We start from the raw sequence: 16,485 nt of genomic DNA, 5'->3' as shown, positions 1-16,485 counted from the left end.
CGGTGAAGATCGAGCGCAGCGCGGGCCGGGCCTGGGCGGACCAAGCCATCCGGAAAATCACGGCAGAAAACAACCGCTCAGCCGATACCCACCTCTACTTGATACCCCTGCCGGAACACTGGGGAGTCCAGCTCTACCTGAAGGATGAATCAACGCACCGCACCGGCAGCCTCAAGCACCGGCTGGCGCGGTCGCTGTTCCTGTTCGGCCTGGTCAACGGCTGGATCAGGGAGGACACCACCATCGTTGAGGCGTCCAGCGGCAGTACGGCGGTGTCCGAAGCGTACTTTGCCCAGCTCCTGGGGCTGCCATTCATCGCGGTCATGGCCCGCAGTACCAGCCAGGAAAAGATTGACCTGATTGAACAGTTCGGCGGCTCCTGCCTGCTGGTGGACCACGCTTCCGAGGTCTATGCCATGGCGGAAGAGGTGGCCGCCACCAGCGGCGGGCACTATATGGACCAGTTCACCTACGCTGAGCGCGCTACGGACTGGCGCGGGAACAACAACATCGCGGAGTCGATTTTCGGCCAGCTCGAACTGGAGGAGCACCCCGTACCGGACTGGATCGTGGTGGGCGCTGGCACCGGCGGCACCAGTGCCACGATCGGCAGATACCTGCGCTACCACAGCCACCCAACCCGCCTGCTGGTGGTGGATCCGGAGAACTCGGCCTTCCTCCCCGGCTGGCGCGGTGGCACGTCCAGCCCTGCCACTGGCTTGCCCTCGAGGATCGAGGGCATCGGCCGGCCGCGCTTGGAGCCCAGTTTTGTGCCCTCGGTCATTGACCACATGGTCCAGGTTCCGGATGCGGCATCTGTCGCCGCCATGCGCCACCTCCGCACGCTTGCCGGGCTCCATGCCGGCCCCTCCACGGGAACGAACCTTTGGGGAGTTTGGCAGCTCGTCGCGGCGATGATCGCCGAAGGCCGCAGGGGCAGCATCGTCTCTTTGATGTGCGACGGCGGCGAGCGCTACGCGGGCAACTATTACAACCCGACTTGGCTGGCGTCCAAAGGCCTGGACCCGGCACCCTACGAAGGGGTGATCAGGCGCTTCTTTGATACTGGCACCTGGGACGCGGGCCCGGTTTAGACCTCCACCGACTCCCCGGCAGCCAGGTGCCGGTACTCGGTGCCGTACTTTGCCCCCAGCCGCTTGACGTGGCCTTCCACGATCTTCAGGCCGTTGTCATTGAGCAGGCCGTCGTGGATCTGGAATGCGCGCGGCGCCCGGACGCCGATCACGAAGTCCACCACTTCCGCCGCTTTGCTCCACGGTGCCTGCAGGGGCACCAGCAGCGTCTGCACGTCGATGCCGTCCGGGATCACGAACGAATCACCCGGGTGGTAGACGTTCCCGTCCAGGAGGTAGCCGATGTTGGCCACCACCGGGATCTGCGGATGAATGAGGGCGTGCTGGCCGCCAAAACTCCGGACGTCGAAGCCTGCCGCTTCAAACGACGAACCCGGCTCCACCGTGTTGATCCGGGCCGCGGCGTCCGGGGCTTCATTGCGCAGGTTCTCCGCGACACCCGCCGGGGCGAAAACCGCCAGGTTGACGTTCTCCTTCAAAGCGTTCACCACTGCCGGGACGTCTATGTGGTCGTTGTGTTCGTGGGTGACCAGAACGGCGGCGGCACCGGCCAGCGCCTCTGCCGATTCAGAAAATGTTCCGGGATCCAGCACCAGGATCCGGCCGTTCTTCTCGAGGCGGACGCAGGCGTGGGTGTATTTGGTCAGCTTCATAGCGCCAGCCTAGGGTCCGGCCCGGACCGTGTCCACGAAGCTTCGGCTGGTAATCTGGATCTTTGCCACCATCCTTAGGGAAGCGAGTCCATCCATGCCGTTCGGCACCAAGGCTGAGTCAACCAAGCCCGCTTCGGCCCCGGCTTCCGGCGGCGCCGTCAATGCCGGAGCGGGTACAGCTGCTGCGGGCGCAGGTGCAGTCAAGGAACAGCGGGTCACGAAACAGCGGCTGGCGGTCAGTGCCGCACTGGACGAACTGGATGACTTCGTCAGCACGCAGGAGCTTTACCGGATCCTGCAGAACCAGGGTGTCTCTGTCTCCCTTGCTACTGCCTACCGGATCCTCCAGTCCCTGGCCGACGAAGGACTCGTTGACGTGCTGCGCAACGGCGACGGCGAGGCGGTGTACCGCCGGTGCGCCGTAACGGGCCACCATCACCACCTGCTGTGCCGGAATTGTGGCAAGGCAGTGGAAGTGGAAGCGCCGGCCGTGGAAACGTGGGCAGCCCGGATCGCAGCCGAACATGGCTACACCGAGGTGGCGCACACGGTGGAGATTTTTGGGCTCTGCCCGGAGTGCACGGCACGCAAGGCCGCCGGCACCCTGTAGGTTACTGCGGTTGCAGTACCCGCCCGTTGATCCCGCGGGAAGCACGGACGGAACCGATGCTCCGGCACACCACGTAGATCAGGAATGACAACGTGGTGACGTACGGGCTGATAGGGATACGTCCGCCCAGGGCCAGCAGGATTCCGCCAACGATGGCCGTGACGGCAAAGGCCACGCTGAGCACCACCACGGCCACAGGCGACGACGTCACCCGGAGGGCCGCAGCAGCCGGCGTAATGAGGAGGGCCAGCACCAGGAGGGCTCCCACCACCTGGATGGACAGGGCCACGCTGATGCCCAGCAGGACCATAAAGATGATGCCCAGCGTCCGGACCGGAACGCCGCGGGCCTCGGCAAGTTCGGGATCGACGCTGGCAAAGTTCAGTGGCCGCCAGATGGCCGCCAGGACCACCATCACCACAACGGCGGTTCCGGCCAGCGCTTGAAGCTGGACGGTATCCACCGAAACGATCTGCCCGGTCAGCAAACCGAACTTGTTGGCGGCACGGCCTTCATACAAGGACAGGAACAGGATCCCGAGGCCCAGCCCGAATGGCATGATCACCCCGATGATGGAGTTTTTGTCCCTTGCCCTGACTCCCATCACGGCGAGCAGCAGCGCGGCAGCCACCGAGCCGATGAGCGAACCGAAGACGATATCCGCGCCAATCAGCAGGGCGAAGGCCGCACCGGCGAAGGACAGTTCCGAAATTCCGTGGACGGCGAACGCAAGGTCACGTTTCATCACGAACGTCCCCACCAGGCCGCCGAGCAGGCCCAGGACGGCGCCGGCCCAGATGGAGTTCTGGACCAGGACCAGCAGCTCGCCGTAATTCTCGAAGCTGAAAATGGCACCAATAATACTGTCGGCATCCATCAGGCCACCTCTCCTGCAAGGGCATGCGCCTCAGCATGATGGTGGGTGGTGGCGTCCGGCAGGCCCACCACCACAATGCGTCCGTTGGCATGGATAACCTCAACATGGCTGCCGTACAGGTCGGAGAGGACCTCCGTGGTCATCACTTCCTCCGGAGTGCCCACCTTGAAGCGGCCGCCGGCCAGATACAGCACCCGGTCCACATAGTCGATGATGGGGTTGATCTCGTGGGTGACAAAAACCACCGCACTGTTTTGCTCGTGGCATTGCTTGTTTATCAGCGCGCTGACGGCCTGCTGGTGGTGCAGGTCCAGGGAGAGCAGCGGCTCGTCGCAGAGCAGGACTTTTGGGTCTGTTGCCAGCGCCTGGGCCACGCGCAGCCGCTGCTGCTCACCGCCGGAGAGCTGGCCCACCGGAACCTTGGCGTAGTCCGACGCGCCCACCAGGTCAAGGAGCTCATCAATCCTACGGTTGGCCTTGGCCGAGGAGAGGCGAAGCCCCCAGCGGTGACCGTCCACCCCCAGGCCCACCAGGTCCCGGGCACGCATCGGCGTGTCACGGGCAAACGATTTTTGCTGAGGGATGTAACCGATCAGGCTGCTGCCGCGCTCAACGGGGTGTCCACCGAGCATGGCGGTGCCCCGGTGCAGGTTCTGCAGACCCAACAGGACTTTGAGGAAGCTCGTTTTCCCGCTGCCGTTGGGGCCAAGCACTGCGAAGAACTCACCAGGCCTGATCTCCAGGTCCAGGTCCTCCCACAGCGTCCGCTGGCCGAAGGCGAGGGACGCCCCGGCGAGGCTGACCACAGGTTTCAATTATTGGTCTCCAGAACTTTGCTGACGTTGTTCACATTGTCCGTCATCCACTGCACGTAGGTCTTGCCCTCAGGCAGCGTTTCATTGAAATCGACCACCGGGACACCTGCCGTTTCGGCCGCCTTCTTCAGCGCTTCAGTCTGCGGACCTTCGGTCTGGCCGTTGTAGGCAAGGAACCGGACGGACTTTGAGGCAACCAGGTCAGTTGCGGCCTTGAGTACGGCCGGCGGGACGTCGGAGCCTTCCTCAATCGCAGCAGTGTAGTCCTCTGGAGTAGCGTTCTCCAGCCCCGCATCGGAGAGCAGGTAGAGCGGCACGGGCTCAGTGACCGCTACCTTGTCCCCGGCCGCGCTGGTCTTCAACGCCCCAAGCTTTCCGGCCAGCTGATCCAGTTCCGACTTGAAAGTGCCGGCGTTGGCCGTGAAGGTGGCGGCTGAACCCGGTTCCAGCTCACCCAGACGTGAAGCAAGGTCGTCGGCCAGCCGGCCCATGGCGGCCAGGCTGTACCAAACGTGCTCGTTGAACTCGCCGTGATCGTGCCCTTCCCCGCCCGCAGGCTCCGCCGCCGCCGCGTCCGCGGGTTCATCCTCCGGATGCGCCAGGCCGGAAAGTTCGACGGCGTTCAGCACGTTGTGTGCTTCAATGCTGCTGTCTTTGACCAGGGTGTGCAGAAAGTCGTCGTAGCCCCCGCCGTTTTCCACCACGAGGTCTGCCTTGGAGACGGCCAGCCGGTCCTGGGCGCTGGCCTCGTAGGAGTGCGGGTCCTGGCTGGTCTTGTTGATGATGGCGGTCACGCTCACTTTGTCGCCGCCCACCGTCTTTGCAATGTCCCCGTAAACGTTGGTGGAAGCCACCACGTTGATTCCGTCAGCCGCGGTCCCTCCGGAGGCCTCGGGCTGGGGGCTGCATGCGCTAAGCAGCAGGCCAAGCCCGGCAAAGAGGGCAAGGGACGTTCGGGCGGCGGCGGAACGGCGCACGTAAACCTCAGTTCAGTGGTTGTGGGATCGCAAGGGAACCACTAAAGCCTATACCTAAATGGGAATGATTCCTATTTAGGAAAAGGGGCGCAGGAAGCCCTGTCACGCATCAGCATGGCAGGGCCCCTGACTCCGGGGCTCCCCTGCGGCAGCGCCAGCGCGGCTGCTAGGCCCCGTTGGGCTGGCCCAGACGCCGCACGCCCCTGGCCTGCGTGGCGTCACGGATTTCACCCACCAGCTGTTCGATCACGTCCTCGAGGAACAACACACCCTTGGTGTTTCCGTCCGGCCCGATGACGCGTGCCAGGTGCGAACCTGTTCGCTGCATCACCGACATCGCCTTTTCAATTTCATCGTCCAGGGCGAGGTTGGCCAGGGACCTGATCCGGCTTTCGGCGATGGGCCGTTCGTACGCGACCTCCGGGATGGACAGGACGTCCTTCACGTGGAGGTAGCCGTAGAGCATGTCGTCGTCGTCGAGCATCGGGAACCGGGAAAACCCGGTACGGCTCACGGCCTTCTCGAACTCCACCGGCGTGGTGGCGGCCTTCAGCATCACCAGCTTTTCAAGTGGAACCATGATGTCAGCGGCGTTGTACTCGGAAAATTCGAGTGCGCCGGTAATCAGGCCCGCTTCGTCATCCACCAGTCCGTGGCGGGTGGACTCCTGCACGATCGACTGCACTTCCTCCAGGGTGAAGGAGGAGTTCACCTCATCCTTGGGCTCGATACGGAGCAGCTTGAGGATGTGGTTGGCGGACCAGTTCAGGACGTAGATGACCGGGTTCACCAGCCGGGCGATAAACATCAGCGACGGGGCAAGGAAGAGCGCTGCCTTATCCGCCACGGACACCGAGATGTTCTTGGGCACCATCTCACCGAAAGTTACGTGCAGGAACGTCACGAGCATCAGCGCCACGGCAAAGGCCGTCACATCGGCGATCTCCATGGGCAGGCCCAGTGTCTCCAGCGGCACCGCCAGCAGGTGGTGGATGGCCGGCTCTGCCACCAGCAGGATCAGCAGCGAACAGACCGTGATACCCAGCTGGGCACAGGCCAGCATCAGCGAAACGTTCTCCATGGCCCGCAGGGTGGTCTGCGCGCGTTTGGAACCGGCCTCGGCCAGCGGCTCGATCTGGCTGCGGCGGGCAGACATCACGGCGAATTCAGCGGCCACAAAAAACGCGTTGCCAAAAAGGAGGACAACCAGCCACAGTATTCCGGCCCAGTCGCTCATCGTTCGGTCCTGTCGTTTTTAGTCCTGCCGTTGCCCTGCCTGCCGTTGGTGGTCCTGTCGCCAGGGTCCGCTGCCTCAGGCTCCGGCGCGGCCGGACGGAAGCAGATCCGGTCGATCCGCCGGCCATCCATCCTGGTGACGCTCAGCGTTCCGCCCTCCACGGCGACCGTGTCCCCGACAACAGCGATCCGGCCGAGCTCGCTCATCACATAGCCGCCCACTGTTTCGTACGCTGCCTCGTCAGGGACGGTCAGGCCGGGGATCTGCTCGGACAGTTCATCCGGGCGGAGCAGGCCAGGGAAGTACCAGTCACCGGAAGCGCTCTGGAGCAGGCCCGGGCGGACCTTGTCGTGCTCATCGGCCACCTCGCCCACAATTTCCTCCACGAGGTCCTCGAGGGTGGCGATTCCTGCGGTTCCGCCGTATTCGTCCAGTACCACCGCCAACTGAAGGTTGCCCTCGCGCAGTTCTGCCAGCAGGGCATCAAGGTGGATGGTTTCCGGGACGCGGAGCACTTCGGTCATGATGGCCCCGGCTTCGAGGTTCTGCCGGCGGTCCCACGGCACTGCCACTGCCTTCTTGACGTGGACCAGGCCCTTAATGTCGTCCGCCGATTCACCAATGACGGGGAACCGTGAATATCCCGTGCGGCGCGCGGCCGCCAGGATGTCGGACACCGGCTGGTCCGCCTCGATGGTTTCCACGCGGATGCGCGGAGTCATCACGTCGGCGGCAGTGCGGGTGGAGAAATTCAGTGTGCGCGCCACGAAGTTGGCGGTACCGGCGTCGAGCGTTCCCATCGCAGCCGAGCGCCGCACCAGGGATGCCAGCTCAGCAGGAGTCCGGGCACCGGAAATTTCTTCCTTCGCTTCCAGCCCAAAAACGTTCAGGACCCTGTTGGAGAAGCCGTTGAGGACCACGATGGCGGGTTTGAACACGGCGGTGAAGACCAGTTGCGGCCTGGCGAGGGCGCGGCCTACCGGAAAGGACAAGGCGATGGCCATGTTCTTGGGCACCAGTTCACCCAGGAGCATGGAGAGCAGGGTTGCGAGCACCATCGCCATGACCAGCGAAATGGAGGCGACTGCAACGTCAGGAAGTCCAACGGCGGCCAGCGGGGCTTCCAGGAGCTTGCCTACCGAGGGCTCCATCACGTAACCGGTCAGCAAGGTGGTGAGCGTTATGCCCAACTGGCAGCTGGAAAGCTGCGTGGAGAGCGACTTGAGGCAGGCGAGCAAAGGAATGGCGCCGTCGTCGCCGTCGTCAATGGCCCGTTGGACCGTTGCCTGGTCAAGTGCAATGAGTGAAAATTCGACGGCGACAAAAAAGCCTGTGCCGGCGATCAGCAGCAATCCGGCTGCGAGGAGAAGCCATTCCATTCAGCATCCCGCCTGGACAGCGGTAGCCATGGACTTTGGCTGGGTAGTCAGGGAGCCATTTGCAAAGGACCCGCGCCAGGAATATCGGTCCGGCGGAGGGTGGTCAGCCGAGGCCGACGCAGTATCCTTTGCAGCTCCTGCCGGCAATGCCAGCGAATGGTGATGGGCGCGTGTTCGGGGTTTGCCGGCTCTTCGGGTGGACTGTGCGGCGCTGCTTACGCCCCGCTGACAGCCCCCAGGCCGGCACCTAGATTTACTGTCCATAAGAATTTCAGTCTACAGGAGCGAGTCCCCGGTCCTGCGAGCCTGGCAGGTGCCCCCGTCCGCCATATTCGGCCCTTTTTGCGTCTCATCATGATTTGGGTCACCCTTATTGGCAGTTACCACAAGATGCTCACTAGACTGGCAATGGTCTGGGTTCAGAGGACGCAGAGACCGGTTAATACGTAGTGCTGAGGCACCGTGGGCCGGAGAGAAATCAAACTCATGGAAGAGGCGTATTTCAAGTGCCAGAGCAGCCTAGCCACCGTCTACCAGAGGAATTTGGCGGAAACGAGTGGCTCGTTGACGAACTGTACGAGCAGTATCAAAAGGATAAGAACGCTGTTGACGCCAAATGGTGGCCGCTGTTTGAATCCTTCGGCTCGGGCAGCAGTTCTTCTTCCAACGGAAATTCGGCGCAAGCCACTGCCCATCCCGCAACCAGGGAAATGCCGGTCGTGAACGCGGCTCCTGCAGCACCGGCAGCGCCGCCGGCTGCGGCACCGCCCGCTCCGCCGTCGGCCCCGCCCGCCTCTGCGGCACCTGCCGCCCCCGCTGCCGTCAAGAAAGCCCCCGCCACCGTTGCCCGCGATGGCGGAAAGAAGACCGAGTCCGGCACCGGTTCGCAGCCCATCCCCGCGCAGCTGCCCAAGAACGTCAAGGCCCCCACCGCCCCCGAAGAGGACGTTGTGTCCATCCTGCGCGGGCCGGCCAAGGCGATCGCCACCAACATGGTCACCAGCCTCGAGGTGCCCACCGCAACCAGCGTCCGGGCCATCCCCGCCAAGCTGCTGATCGACAACCGTGTTGTCATCAACTCCAACCTGGCACGCGCCCGCGGCGGCAAGGTCTCCTTCACGCACCTGATCGGCTACGCAGTCATCCGTGCGCTGTCCCAGTTCCCGTCGATGAACGTGTACTACGACGAGGTGGACGGCAAGCCCGTCGCCGTCCAGCCGGCACACGTCAATTTCGGCATCGCCATCGACATGCCCAAGCCCGACGGAACCCGCCTGCTGATGGTGCCGAACATCAAGAAGGCGGAAACCCTCAACTTCTCCGAGTTCTGGCACACCTACGAGGACCTCATCAAGCGCGCCCGCAACGGCAAGCTGACGGCCGAGGACCACCAGGGCACCACGGTTTCCCTGACCAACCCGGGCGGCATCGGCACCGTGCACTCGGTGCCCCGCCTTTCCAAGGGCCAGGCAGCCATCATCGGCGTCGGCGCCTTGGACTACCCCGCCGAATTCCAGGGCGCCAGCGAGAAGATCATCGCCCAGAACGCCATCAGCAAGGTCCTGACCCTGACCTCCACCTACGATCACCGAGTGATCCAGGGTGCCGGCAGCGGCGAGTTCCTGAAGCTGGTCCACCAGCTTCTGCTGGGCGCGCAGAACTTCTACGACGACATCTTCGAGTCCCTGCGCATCCCGTACGAGCCCGTACGCTGGAGCGCGGACAAGCAGGTTGATCCGGCCGACGAGATCAACAAGGTGGCCCGGATCCAGCAGCTGATCCACTCCTACCGCGTCCGCGGCCACCTGATGGCGGACACCGATCCGCTGGAATACGTCCAGCGGAAGCACCCGGACCTTGACGTCCTCACCTACGGCCTGACTCTGTGGGACCTGGACCGCGAGTGGCCCACCGGCGGTTTCGGCGGCAAGTCCATGCTCAAGTTCCGCGACATCCTGGGCGTCCTGCGCGACGCCTACTGCCGCACCACCGGCATCGAGTACATGCACATCCAGGAGCCTGCCGAGCGCAAGTGGTTCCAGGACCAGCTCGAACACCCGTACTCGAAGCCCAGCCGCGAAGAACAGCTGCGCATCGTGTCCAAGCTGAACGCTGCTGAAGCATTCGAGACGTTCCTGCAGACAAAGTTCGTGGGCCAGAAGCGCTTCTCACTTGAAGGCGGCGAGTCCCTGATTCCGCTGCTGGATGCCATCATGTCCGACGCCGCCGATGACGGCCTGGACGAGGTCGCCATCGGCATGGCCCACCGTGGCCGCCTGAACGTGCTGACCAACATCGCCGGCAAGACCTATGCACAGGTGTTCCGCGAATTCGAAGGAACCCAGGATCCCCGTTCGGTCCAGGGTTCCGGCGACGTCAAGTACCACCTGGGCACCGAGGGCACGTTCACCTCGGACAACGGCAAGGAGACCAAGGTCTACCTGGCCGCCAACCCGTCCCACCTCGAAGCTGTGGACCCCGTCCTCGAGGGCATCGTCCGTGCCAAGCAGGACCGCCTGGACCAGGGCGAGTCCTTCCCGGTGCTGCCCATCGTGGTCCACGGCGACGCCGCTTTCGCAGGCCAGGGCGTGGTCGCTGAGACCCTGAACCTGTCCCAGCTGCGCGGCTACCGCACCGGCGGAACCATCCACATCGTGGTCAACAACCAGGTGGGCTTCACCACAGCTCCGTCCTCGTCCCGTTCGTCCACGTACTCCACCGACGTTGCCAAAATGATCCAGGCCCCGGTGTTCCACGTGAACGGCGACGACCCCGAGGCCGTGGTCCGCATTGGCCAGCTCGCCTACGAGTTCCGCCAGCGGTTCCACAAGGACGTTGTCATCGACATGGTCTGCTACCGCCGCCGCGGGCACAACGAGGGCGACGACCCCTCAATGACCCAGCCGCTGATGTACAACCTGATCGAAGCCAAGCGTTCGGTGCGCAAGCTCTACACCGAGTCGCTCATCGGCCGTGGTGACATCACCGAAGAAGAGGCCGAGCAGCTGCTCCGCGACTACCAGGAACGGCTGGAGCGCGTTTTCGCTGAGACCCACGCAGCCCAGACCTCCCCGATTCCGATCATCACGGCGGACTCGGCAGCAGTCTCCGACATCGAGCGGCCCATCGCCCAGCAGTCCGATTCCAACACCAACACGCCGGTGTCCACAGCCATCTCCGCTGACACGCTGGCCCGGATCGGCAAGGCGCACGTGGAGATTCCCGAGGGCTTTACCGTCCACGCGAAGCTCAAACAACTGCTCGAGAAGCGCGAACAGATGTCCCGTGAAGGCGGCATCGACTGGGGCTTCGGCGAGATCGCAGCCTTCGGCTCACTGATCATGGAAGGCGTGCCCGTTCGCCTGGCCGGCCAGGACTCTCGCCGCGGCACCTTCGTTCAGCGCCACGCTGTCTTCCACGACCGCGCCAACGGCAAGGAATGGCTGCCCCTGGGCAACCTCTCCGACGACCAGGCCAAGCTGTGGATCTACGATTCGCTGCTGTCCGAATACGCGGCCATGGGCTTCGAGTACGGCTACTCGGTGGAACGCCCCGACGCCCTCGTCCTCTGGGAAGCCCAGTTCGGCGACTTCGTCAACGGCGCCCAGACCATCATCGATGAGTTCATCTCCTCGGCCGAGCAGAAGTGGGGCCAGCGGTCCTCGCTGGTGCTGATGCTGCCGCACGGCTACGAGGGCCAGGGCCCGGACCACTCCTCCGCAAGGATCGAGCGCTTCCTGCAGCTGTGTGCCGAAGAGAACATCATCGTGGCCAACCCCACCACGGCCGCCTCGCACTTCCACCTGCTGCGCCGCCAGGCGTACAGCCGTCCGCGGAAGCCGCTGATCATCTTCACGCCCAAGCAGCTGCTGCGCCTCAAGGCTGCCGCCTCATCCGTGGAAGACTTCACGAACGGCACTTTCCGCCCTGTGATCCCTGAGCATGAGCAGCTGGCCGCAGACGCCGTCGAACGTGTCCTGCTGGTCTCCGGCCGCCTGTACTACGATCTGCTGTCCACGCGGCAGAAGACCGGCGACACAACGACGGCGATCGTCAGGGTGGAGCAGCTTTACCCGCTGCCGCACGCGGAGATTGCCGCCGAACTGGCCAAGTACCCGAACGCCGAGGTTGTCTGGGCGCAGGATGAGCCTGCCAACCAAGGACCGTGGCCGTTCATCGGGCTGAACCTTCCGGACGCACTTGATCGCAGGGTCCGCCTCGTGTCGCGCCCGGCATCGGCGTCCACCGCTGCAGGTTCCATGAAGCGCCACGCCGCGGAGCAGGATGCCCTGCTGAAGCAGGCATTTGCACGGTAATAACCAATAAGGCTGCCCGGCCGGACGTCGAAATACCAGACTCCGGCCGGGCAGTTCTGTTTAATGGGATGGACAGCGCCTGCCCGGACAGGGAAACTTTCCCGGGTGGCGGCCGGCAGGCACCGAAGTAAAGAGGAACGTGTGGAAGACAGGAAGCTGCGCATCGCAGCTGTAGGAGATGAACTGCTGGCCGGACTGGGCGACCCCCGGGCGCTGGGCTGGCTGGGCCGCGTACTGGCCCGCACTCCCCAGGACGGGATGGTCCTGGAGAGCTACGCACTCCCCTGCCCGCAGGAAGGTACGGAGGGCCTGGCCGCCCGCTGGCTGGAGGAGACCGGCCGGAGGTTCAGCAGCCAGTACGAGAACCGCCTGGTCATCGGCCTGTCCGGACGCGATATTGAATTTGGCCTGTCCACGGCGCGCAGCCGGCTTAATCTGGCCAACATCCTCGATTCTGCCTCGCAGAACCGGCTGGAGGTGTTTGTTGTTGGGCCGCCGCCCACCCTCGACCCGGCCCAGAACCGGCGACTCGATGAGTTGAACACCGCTTTCGCTGACGTCACCACCCGCCGCAAGCACCTCTACGTGGACACCTTCTCCCCGCTCCTGAACCACGAACAGTGGCGCCAGGACCTTGCCGCCAACGGGGGCACCCCGGGGCAGGCGGGCTACGGCCTGATGGCCTGGCTGGTGCTGCACCGCGGCTGGTTCCAGTGGCTGGGGATGGCAGCGCCAGAGTAACGTTTCTTCGCAATATATCTTGAAGTCCTCCCGCCCCGGGAGTACGTTGGTCACACACGATATATCGTCTTTGGAGGAGCCATGGCTGGAACAACACCTGACCAGAACTGGGATGTCACGGGCGCGGAGACAATCGACGTCGGGTCTGTCTCATCACTGAAACTGGGGATGGTCCGTGGCCGGTTCGATGTAGTGGCCCACGAACAGCCCTACACCCGGATCGAGATTTCCGAAGTGCAGGGCGACCCCGTGGCTGTTTCGCTGCAGGACGGCCGGCTGGAGGTCCGGCACCAGCTTCACGGGCCGCAGGGCTGGTTCAAGAACCTCATGGGAACGGTGAACCACCACAGTGAAAACTACGCCGTCATCAGCATTGCCTTGCCTGCCACCGTGGACGTTGAGGCAGGCACGGTCAGCGGTGACGGCCTGGTGTCAGGAATGGCCTCCCGTACACGCCTGAACACCGTCTCAGGTTCCGTCATGGCCGACGGCACCGACGGCGAACTGGTCGTCACCACCGTGAGCGGCGAACTCAGCGCCCGGAACCACAGCGGTGTCCTCACTGCCAAGACCGTCTCGGGCGAGGTCACCGCTTCCGGCCACTTCAGCCACATCCGCGCCAACACGGTCAGCGGCGATATGAACTTCGACCTCTTGGATTTCGCCCAGGATTTCGGCGCCAATTCAGTTTCCGGGAACCTCACCATCCGGATCCCCCACGACGTCGGCGTGGATATCGTCGCCAAATCGGCCACCGGAGCAGTGGTGATCGGCAACCAGCAGTACCACGTCACGGGCGGCAAGGTGGAGACGATTGCCGGCCCGGACGCCAAACTCATGCTGGTCAGGACCAATTCCGTATCGGGCAAGACCTCCATCCTGCACAGGGCGCCCGGCGAGGCGAACGGAAACACCACGGGGTCTGCGGAAGAACGGCACTGATGCCTGCCGTCTTTGCCCACGGCGCCCTGCGGCTTTACCTGCTTGCCCTCCTCGAATCGGGTCCAAAGCACGGCTACGAACTGATCAAGGCACTCAAGGAACGCTTTGGCGGGACCTACTCCCCCAGCGCCGGAACCATTTACCCCAGGCTCGGAAAACTGGAGGAAGAGGGCCTGGTGGTCACCGAAACCTCTGGCCGCCGGACCAACTACCGCATCACTCCGGCCGGCCTGGCGGAACTCAACCTGCGCCGTGAGGAACTGGCAGGAGTAGAGAAGGAAATCTCTGCGTCAGTGCGCCGGCTGGCAGACAACCTTCGTGAGGATATCCGCAGCAACATGCGCGGCCTCAGGGCCGACCTCGCGGCCACCGCCGAAGCGGCAAGGGCCGGTGCCGCATCTGCCGCGTTCATGGCCCTCAAAGGTGGCCCGGCTGCTGACAGCAAAAGTTCGTTGAAGGAAGCCGAGCTGATGCTCCAGGCGTTCAGGGACGATCTTCGCGCCGAACTCCGGCAGCAGGCAGCAAAGCAACCCCTGAGTCCCGTGGTTCTGGAAACGCTTCGGACGGTGCTGGAGCAGGCGGGCATCGCCATCCGCAACTCACTTCGGAACTAGGCTGCGGGAGCCTTCCCCTCGCCTGGTACGGGCGAAGCCTCATCGAACCGCAGGTCACGCGGCAGTCGCCGGTTCGCGGGGCATCAGATCATGTGGGAGACTTGAGGGCAGCTCTTTTTTGAGTACCAACAGTAAGGAGGCCAGCTATGAGCAAGCGTGCACGCAAGCGTCGTGACCGTAAGCGTGGCGGCGCGAACCACGGGAAGCGCCCCAACACCTAGGCACATGCCAGGTATAGCGGTTACAGCAAAGGACCCCGGAAGCCATTCGGCTTTCGGGGTCCTTTGTATCTCATCGGGATCCGGGGATCGCGGCCTGCGCGTCCGGTATTACTGTGCGTCCCCTACCGGCTACGCATCCACTGGACGGATCGAGTGGATCCGGTCCAGGATGGCGTTCTTCAGGTTGTCCGGAGCAGCTTCGGTGCACGAACGCTTGACCATGTTGCGGATGACGCACTCAAGGTCGTACTGCTCCGTGCATTCCGGGCACTCATCAAGGTGCGTCTTGATTTCCGTGATGTCTTCACGTGTCAGCGCGCCGTCAAGGTACTCGTAGATGCGTTGCATCCGGGTATCGTCGCAGTCGCCCAATCCCTGGCAGTCGCTCATTTCCTGTTCTCCTGTTGTGTGCTTTCCGCCGCGTCCGGTGCAACTGCGGCTGTTTTGAATCCTCGCTCGGCGGCGTATTCCGCGAGCATGTCCCGCAACATTCTCCGGCCGCGGTGGAGCCGGGACATCACTGTTCCGATGGGGGTGTTCATGATGTCTGAGATTTCCTTGTACGCAAACCCCTCAACGTCCGCGAAATACACCGCAAGGCGGAATTCTTCGGGAATGGCCTGAAGCGCGCGCTTGACGTCCGAATCCGGCAGGTGGTCCAGCGCCTCCGCCTCAGCGGACCGCAGCCCACTGGAGGTGTGTGACTCAGCACGCGCCAACTGCCAGTCCTCGATGGTGTCCGAGTTGGACTGGAGCGGTTCGCGCTGCCGTTTGCGGTACAGGTTGATATAGGTGTTCGTCAGGATCCGGTACAGCCAGGCCTTGAGGTTGGTTCCCGGCTTGTACTGGTGGAACGCGGAAAAGGCCTTGGTGTAGGCCTCCTGGACGAGGTCCTCTGCATCGGCTGGGTTCCTGGCCATCCGCATGGCCGCGGAGTACAGCTGATCGACGTACTGCATCGCGTCGCGTTCAAACCGGACACGGCGGTCCTCCGCGGATTCCGTGGAAATGTTGACCGCTTCTTCGGTTGCTTCCGCAGGCTGCCCGGAGTCTTCCGCAGGCTGCCCGGAGTCTTCCGCCGGCTCTGCCCGCTCGGGCCGGATATCAGCGCTGCTCTTGGCTTCGTTCTGCGAAGCCTCATACATGGCCGAAACGGCCGGATCCAAGGTACTCATTGCCTTCAAGTCTACTGTCAGGCTCTGCGCACGCGGCGGACCATACTCAGGGGGTTCGGCCCCCATCGAGTGAATAGCCACCGGGCCTGCTGCTTCGATTCCGTCCAACACCCGCCTCAAGGGCCAACTCCACTCTGTTGTCCGGTGCTTTGTCTTGTGGGCCCGGCTTTCCAGGCCCAGTTTCCATAACCTGCGGCTTCAGGCAAATATTCCCCAAAAGTGCAAGACTAGAACGGACTCCGCCGCACCAGACGCGGTTCGTCCACCCAGGAGGAAATCCATGTCCTTTGTCCGCACACTCGCACGGCCCATGCTGGCTTCCAGTTTTGTTCTTGCCGGGATGGATAAGCTCAAGAATGCCGACGATACCGCGCAACAGCTCTCGCCCCTGCTGAGCAAGGCAGCGGCGGCGCTGCCTTTCCAGACGGATGAGAAGACACTGGCCCGGATCATCGGCGGCACCCAGGTGGGCGCCGGCGTCCTGTTCGGGCTGGGGAAGTTTTCCCGCCTTTCGGCCACCGTGCTGACTGTGGTTTCCATGCTCAATACGTTCGTCGAGTGGCGCAGCGCGGACATCAGCAGCAAGGAGGGCCGTACGAACCGCCGCAACCAGCTGCTGAAGAACCTGTCCTTGAGCGGAGGGGCATTGCTTGCTTCCGTGGACACTGCGGGAAAGCCGGGGCTCGCCTGGCGTGCCGAGCACCTGGCGGCCGACGCGAGGAAGGGCGCCGCGCACCTCGCCGCGGATGCCCGGAAGACCACCAACAAAAAGCTGCACAAAGCCGACAAGGTTATGCGCCGCGCCGTCGAACACGCCACGGGGGCATAAGCAGG

The 16,485-nt window shown here is 63.7% G+C and carries 16 protein-coding genes; 8 read left to right on the top strand and 8 right to left on the bottom strand.

Annotated elements, in window-relative coordinates; translation table 11 throughout:
* Positions 1 to 2 precede the first annotated feature (2 nt).
* Positions 3 to 1,094 carry a PLP-dependent cysteine synthase family protein gene (locus tag QF038_RS06990; RefSeq protein WP_307609488.1) on the top strand — a complete coding sequence of 364 codons (1,092 nt, stop codon included), beginning with the start codon at positions 3 to 5 and terminating at the stop codon, positions 1,092 to 1,094.
* On the opposite strand, the gene QF038_RS06985 is transcribed toward QF038_RS06990, so the two are convergent.
* On the bottom strand, positions 1,091 to 1,747 hold the full coding sequence (locus QF038_RS06985) for an MBL fold metallo-hydrolase (RefSeq protein WP_307609487.1): 657 nt from the start codon (positions 1,745 to 1,747) through the stop codon (positions 1,091 to 1,093). The two genes, QF038_RS06990 and QF038_RS06985, sit on opposite strands and share 4 nt — an antisense overlap.
* Before the next feature lie 94 nt (positions 1,748 to 1,841).
* Between QF038_RS06985 and QF038_RS06980 the strand changes: the two genes are divergently transcribed.
* Complete coding sequence (locus QF038_RS06980) at positions 1,842 to 2,357, top strand: Fur family transcriptional regulator (protein WP_307613422.1); 516 nt, start codon at positions 1,842 to 1,844, stop codon at positions 2,355 to 2,357.
* Position 2,358: 1 nt separating this feature from the next.
* On the opposite strand, the gene QF038_RS06975 is transcribed toward QF038_RS06980, so the two are convergent.
* The 5 genes from QF038_RS06975 to QF038_RS06955 form a co-directional block, all read right to left on the bottom strand.
* Positions 2,359 to 3,234: a metal ABC transporter permease gene (locus QF038_RS06975; protein WP_307609486.1), complete on the bottom strand. Its 876-nt coding sequence runs from the start codon at positions 3,232 to 3,234 to the stop codon at positions 2,359 to 2,361.
* Positions 3,234 to 4,049 (bottom strand): metal ABC transporter ATP-binding protein, encoded by an 816-nt coding sequence (locus QF038_RS06970; protein ID WP_307609485.1) that lies wholly within the window; start codon positions 4,047 to 4,049, stop codon positions 3,234 to 3,236. The genes QF038_RS06975 and QF038_RS06970 overlap by 1 nt, the downstream gene beginning before the upstream one ends.
* The gene (locus QF038_RS06965; RefSeq protein WP_307609484.1) at positions 4,046 to 5,026 is read right to left on the bottom strand and encodes a metal ABC transporter solute-binding protein, Zn/Mn family; all 981 of its coding nucleotides are present in this window, start codon (positions 5,024 to 5,026) and stop codon (positions 4,046 to 4,048) included. The genes QF038_RS06970 and QF038_RS06965 overlap by 4 nt, the downstream gene beginning before the upstream one ends.
* Before the next feature lie 166 nt (positions 5,027 to 5,192).
* A complete protein-coding gene (locus QF038_RS06960; RefSeq protein ID WP_307609483.1) occupies positions 5,193 to 6,263 on the bottom strand; it encodes a hemolysin family protein in 1,071 nt (356 codons plus the stop codon).
* Complete coding sequence (locus QF038_RS06955) at positions 6,260 to 7,642, bottom strand: hemolysin family protein (protein WP_307609482.1); 1,383 nt, start codon at positions 7,640 to 7,642, stop codon at positions 6,260 to 6,262. The genes QF038_RS06960 and QF038_RS06955 overlap by 4 nt, the downstream gene beginning before the upstream one ends.
* 506 nt (positions 7,643 to 8,148) lie before the next feature.
* On the opposite strand from QF038_RS06955, the gene QF038_RS06950 reads away from it, so the two are divergent.
* From QF038_RS06950 to QF038_RS22305, 5 genes are all read left to right on the top strand, one after another.
* Positions 8,149 to 11,958 carry a multifunctional oxoglutarate decarboxylase/oxoglutarate dehydrogenase thiamine pyrophosphate-binding subunit/dihydrolipoyllysine-residue succinyltransferase subunit gene (locus tag QF038_RS06950; protein ID WP_307609481.1) on the top strand — a complete coding sequence of 1,270 codons (3,810 nt, stop codon included), beginning with the start codon at positions 8,149 to 8,151 and terminating at the stop codon, positions 11,956 to 11,958.
* A 141-nt stretch (positions 11,959 to 12,099) separates the two neighbouring features.
* Positions 12,100 to 12,699, top strand: coding sequence for a GDSL-type esterase/lipase family protein (locus QF038_RS06945; protein WP_307609480.1), 600 nt, complete (start codon positions 12,100 to 12,102; stop codon positions 12,697 to 12,699).
* Positions 12,700 to 12,780: 81 nt separating this feature from the next.
* Positions 12,781 to 13,641 (top strand): DUF4097 family beta strand repeat-containing protein, encoded by an 861-nt coding sequence (locus QF038_RS06940; protein WP_307609479.1) that lies wholly within the window; start codon positions 12,781 to 12,783, stop codon positions 13,639 to 13,641.
* Entirely contained in the window at positions 13,641 to 14,255 is a 615-nt protein-coding gene (locus tag QF038_RS06935) for a PadR family transcriptional regulator (RefSeq protein ID WP_307609478.1), read from the top strand. The genes QF038_RS06940 and QF038_RS06935 overlap by 1 nt, the downstream gene beginning before the upstream one ends.
* Before the next feature lie 146 nt (positions 14,256 to 14,401).
* Positions 14,402 to 14,476 (top strand): 50S ribosomal protein bL37, encoded by a 75-nt coding sequence (locus QF038_RS22305; protein ID WP_369299106.1) that lies wholly within the window; start codon positions 14,402 to 14,404, stop codon positions 14,474 to 14,476.
* Positions 14,477 to 14,605: 129 nt separating this feature from the next.
* Here the strand turns inward: QF038_RS22305 and rsrA are convergent, their stop codons facing one another.
* On the bottom strand, positions 14,606 to 14,866 hold the full coding sequence (gene rsrA, locus QF038_RS06930) for a mycothiol system anti-sigma-R factor (RefSeq protein WP_091415642.1): 261 nt from the start codon (positions 14,864 to 14,866) through the stop codon (positions 14,606 to 14,608).
* Positions 14,863 to 15,717 (bottom strand): sigma-70 family RNA polymerase sigma factor, encoded by an 855-nt coding sequence (locus QF038_RS06925; RefSeq protein WP_373461628.1) that lies wholly within the window; start codon positions 15,715 to 15,717, stop codon positions 14,863 to 14,865. Before QF038_RS06925 ends, rsrA begins: the two co-directional genes overlap by 4 nt.
* Before the next feature lie 214 nt (positions 15,718 to 15,931).
* On the opposite strand from QF038_RS06925, the gene QF038_RS06920 reads away from it, so the two are divergent.
* Positions 15,932 to 16,480 (top strand): DoxX family protein, encoded by a 549-nt coding sequence (locus tag QF038_RS06920; RefSeq protein ID WP_307609476.1) that lies wholly within the window; start codon positions 15,932 to 15,934, stop codon positions 16,478 to 16,480.
* Positions 16,481 to 16,485: the final 5 nt, after the last annotated feature.

The organism is Pseudarthrobacter sp. W1I19, from assembly GCF_030817835.1.
In the GTDB taxonomy this organism is placed as follows: domain Bacteria; phylum Actinomycetota; class Actinomycetes; order Actinomycetales; family Micrococcaceae; genus Arthrobacter.
Note: the sequence above shows the minus strand (reverse complement) of the source record. Positions and strands in the feature narration are given on the sequence as shown.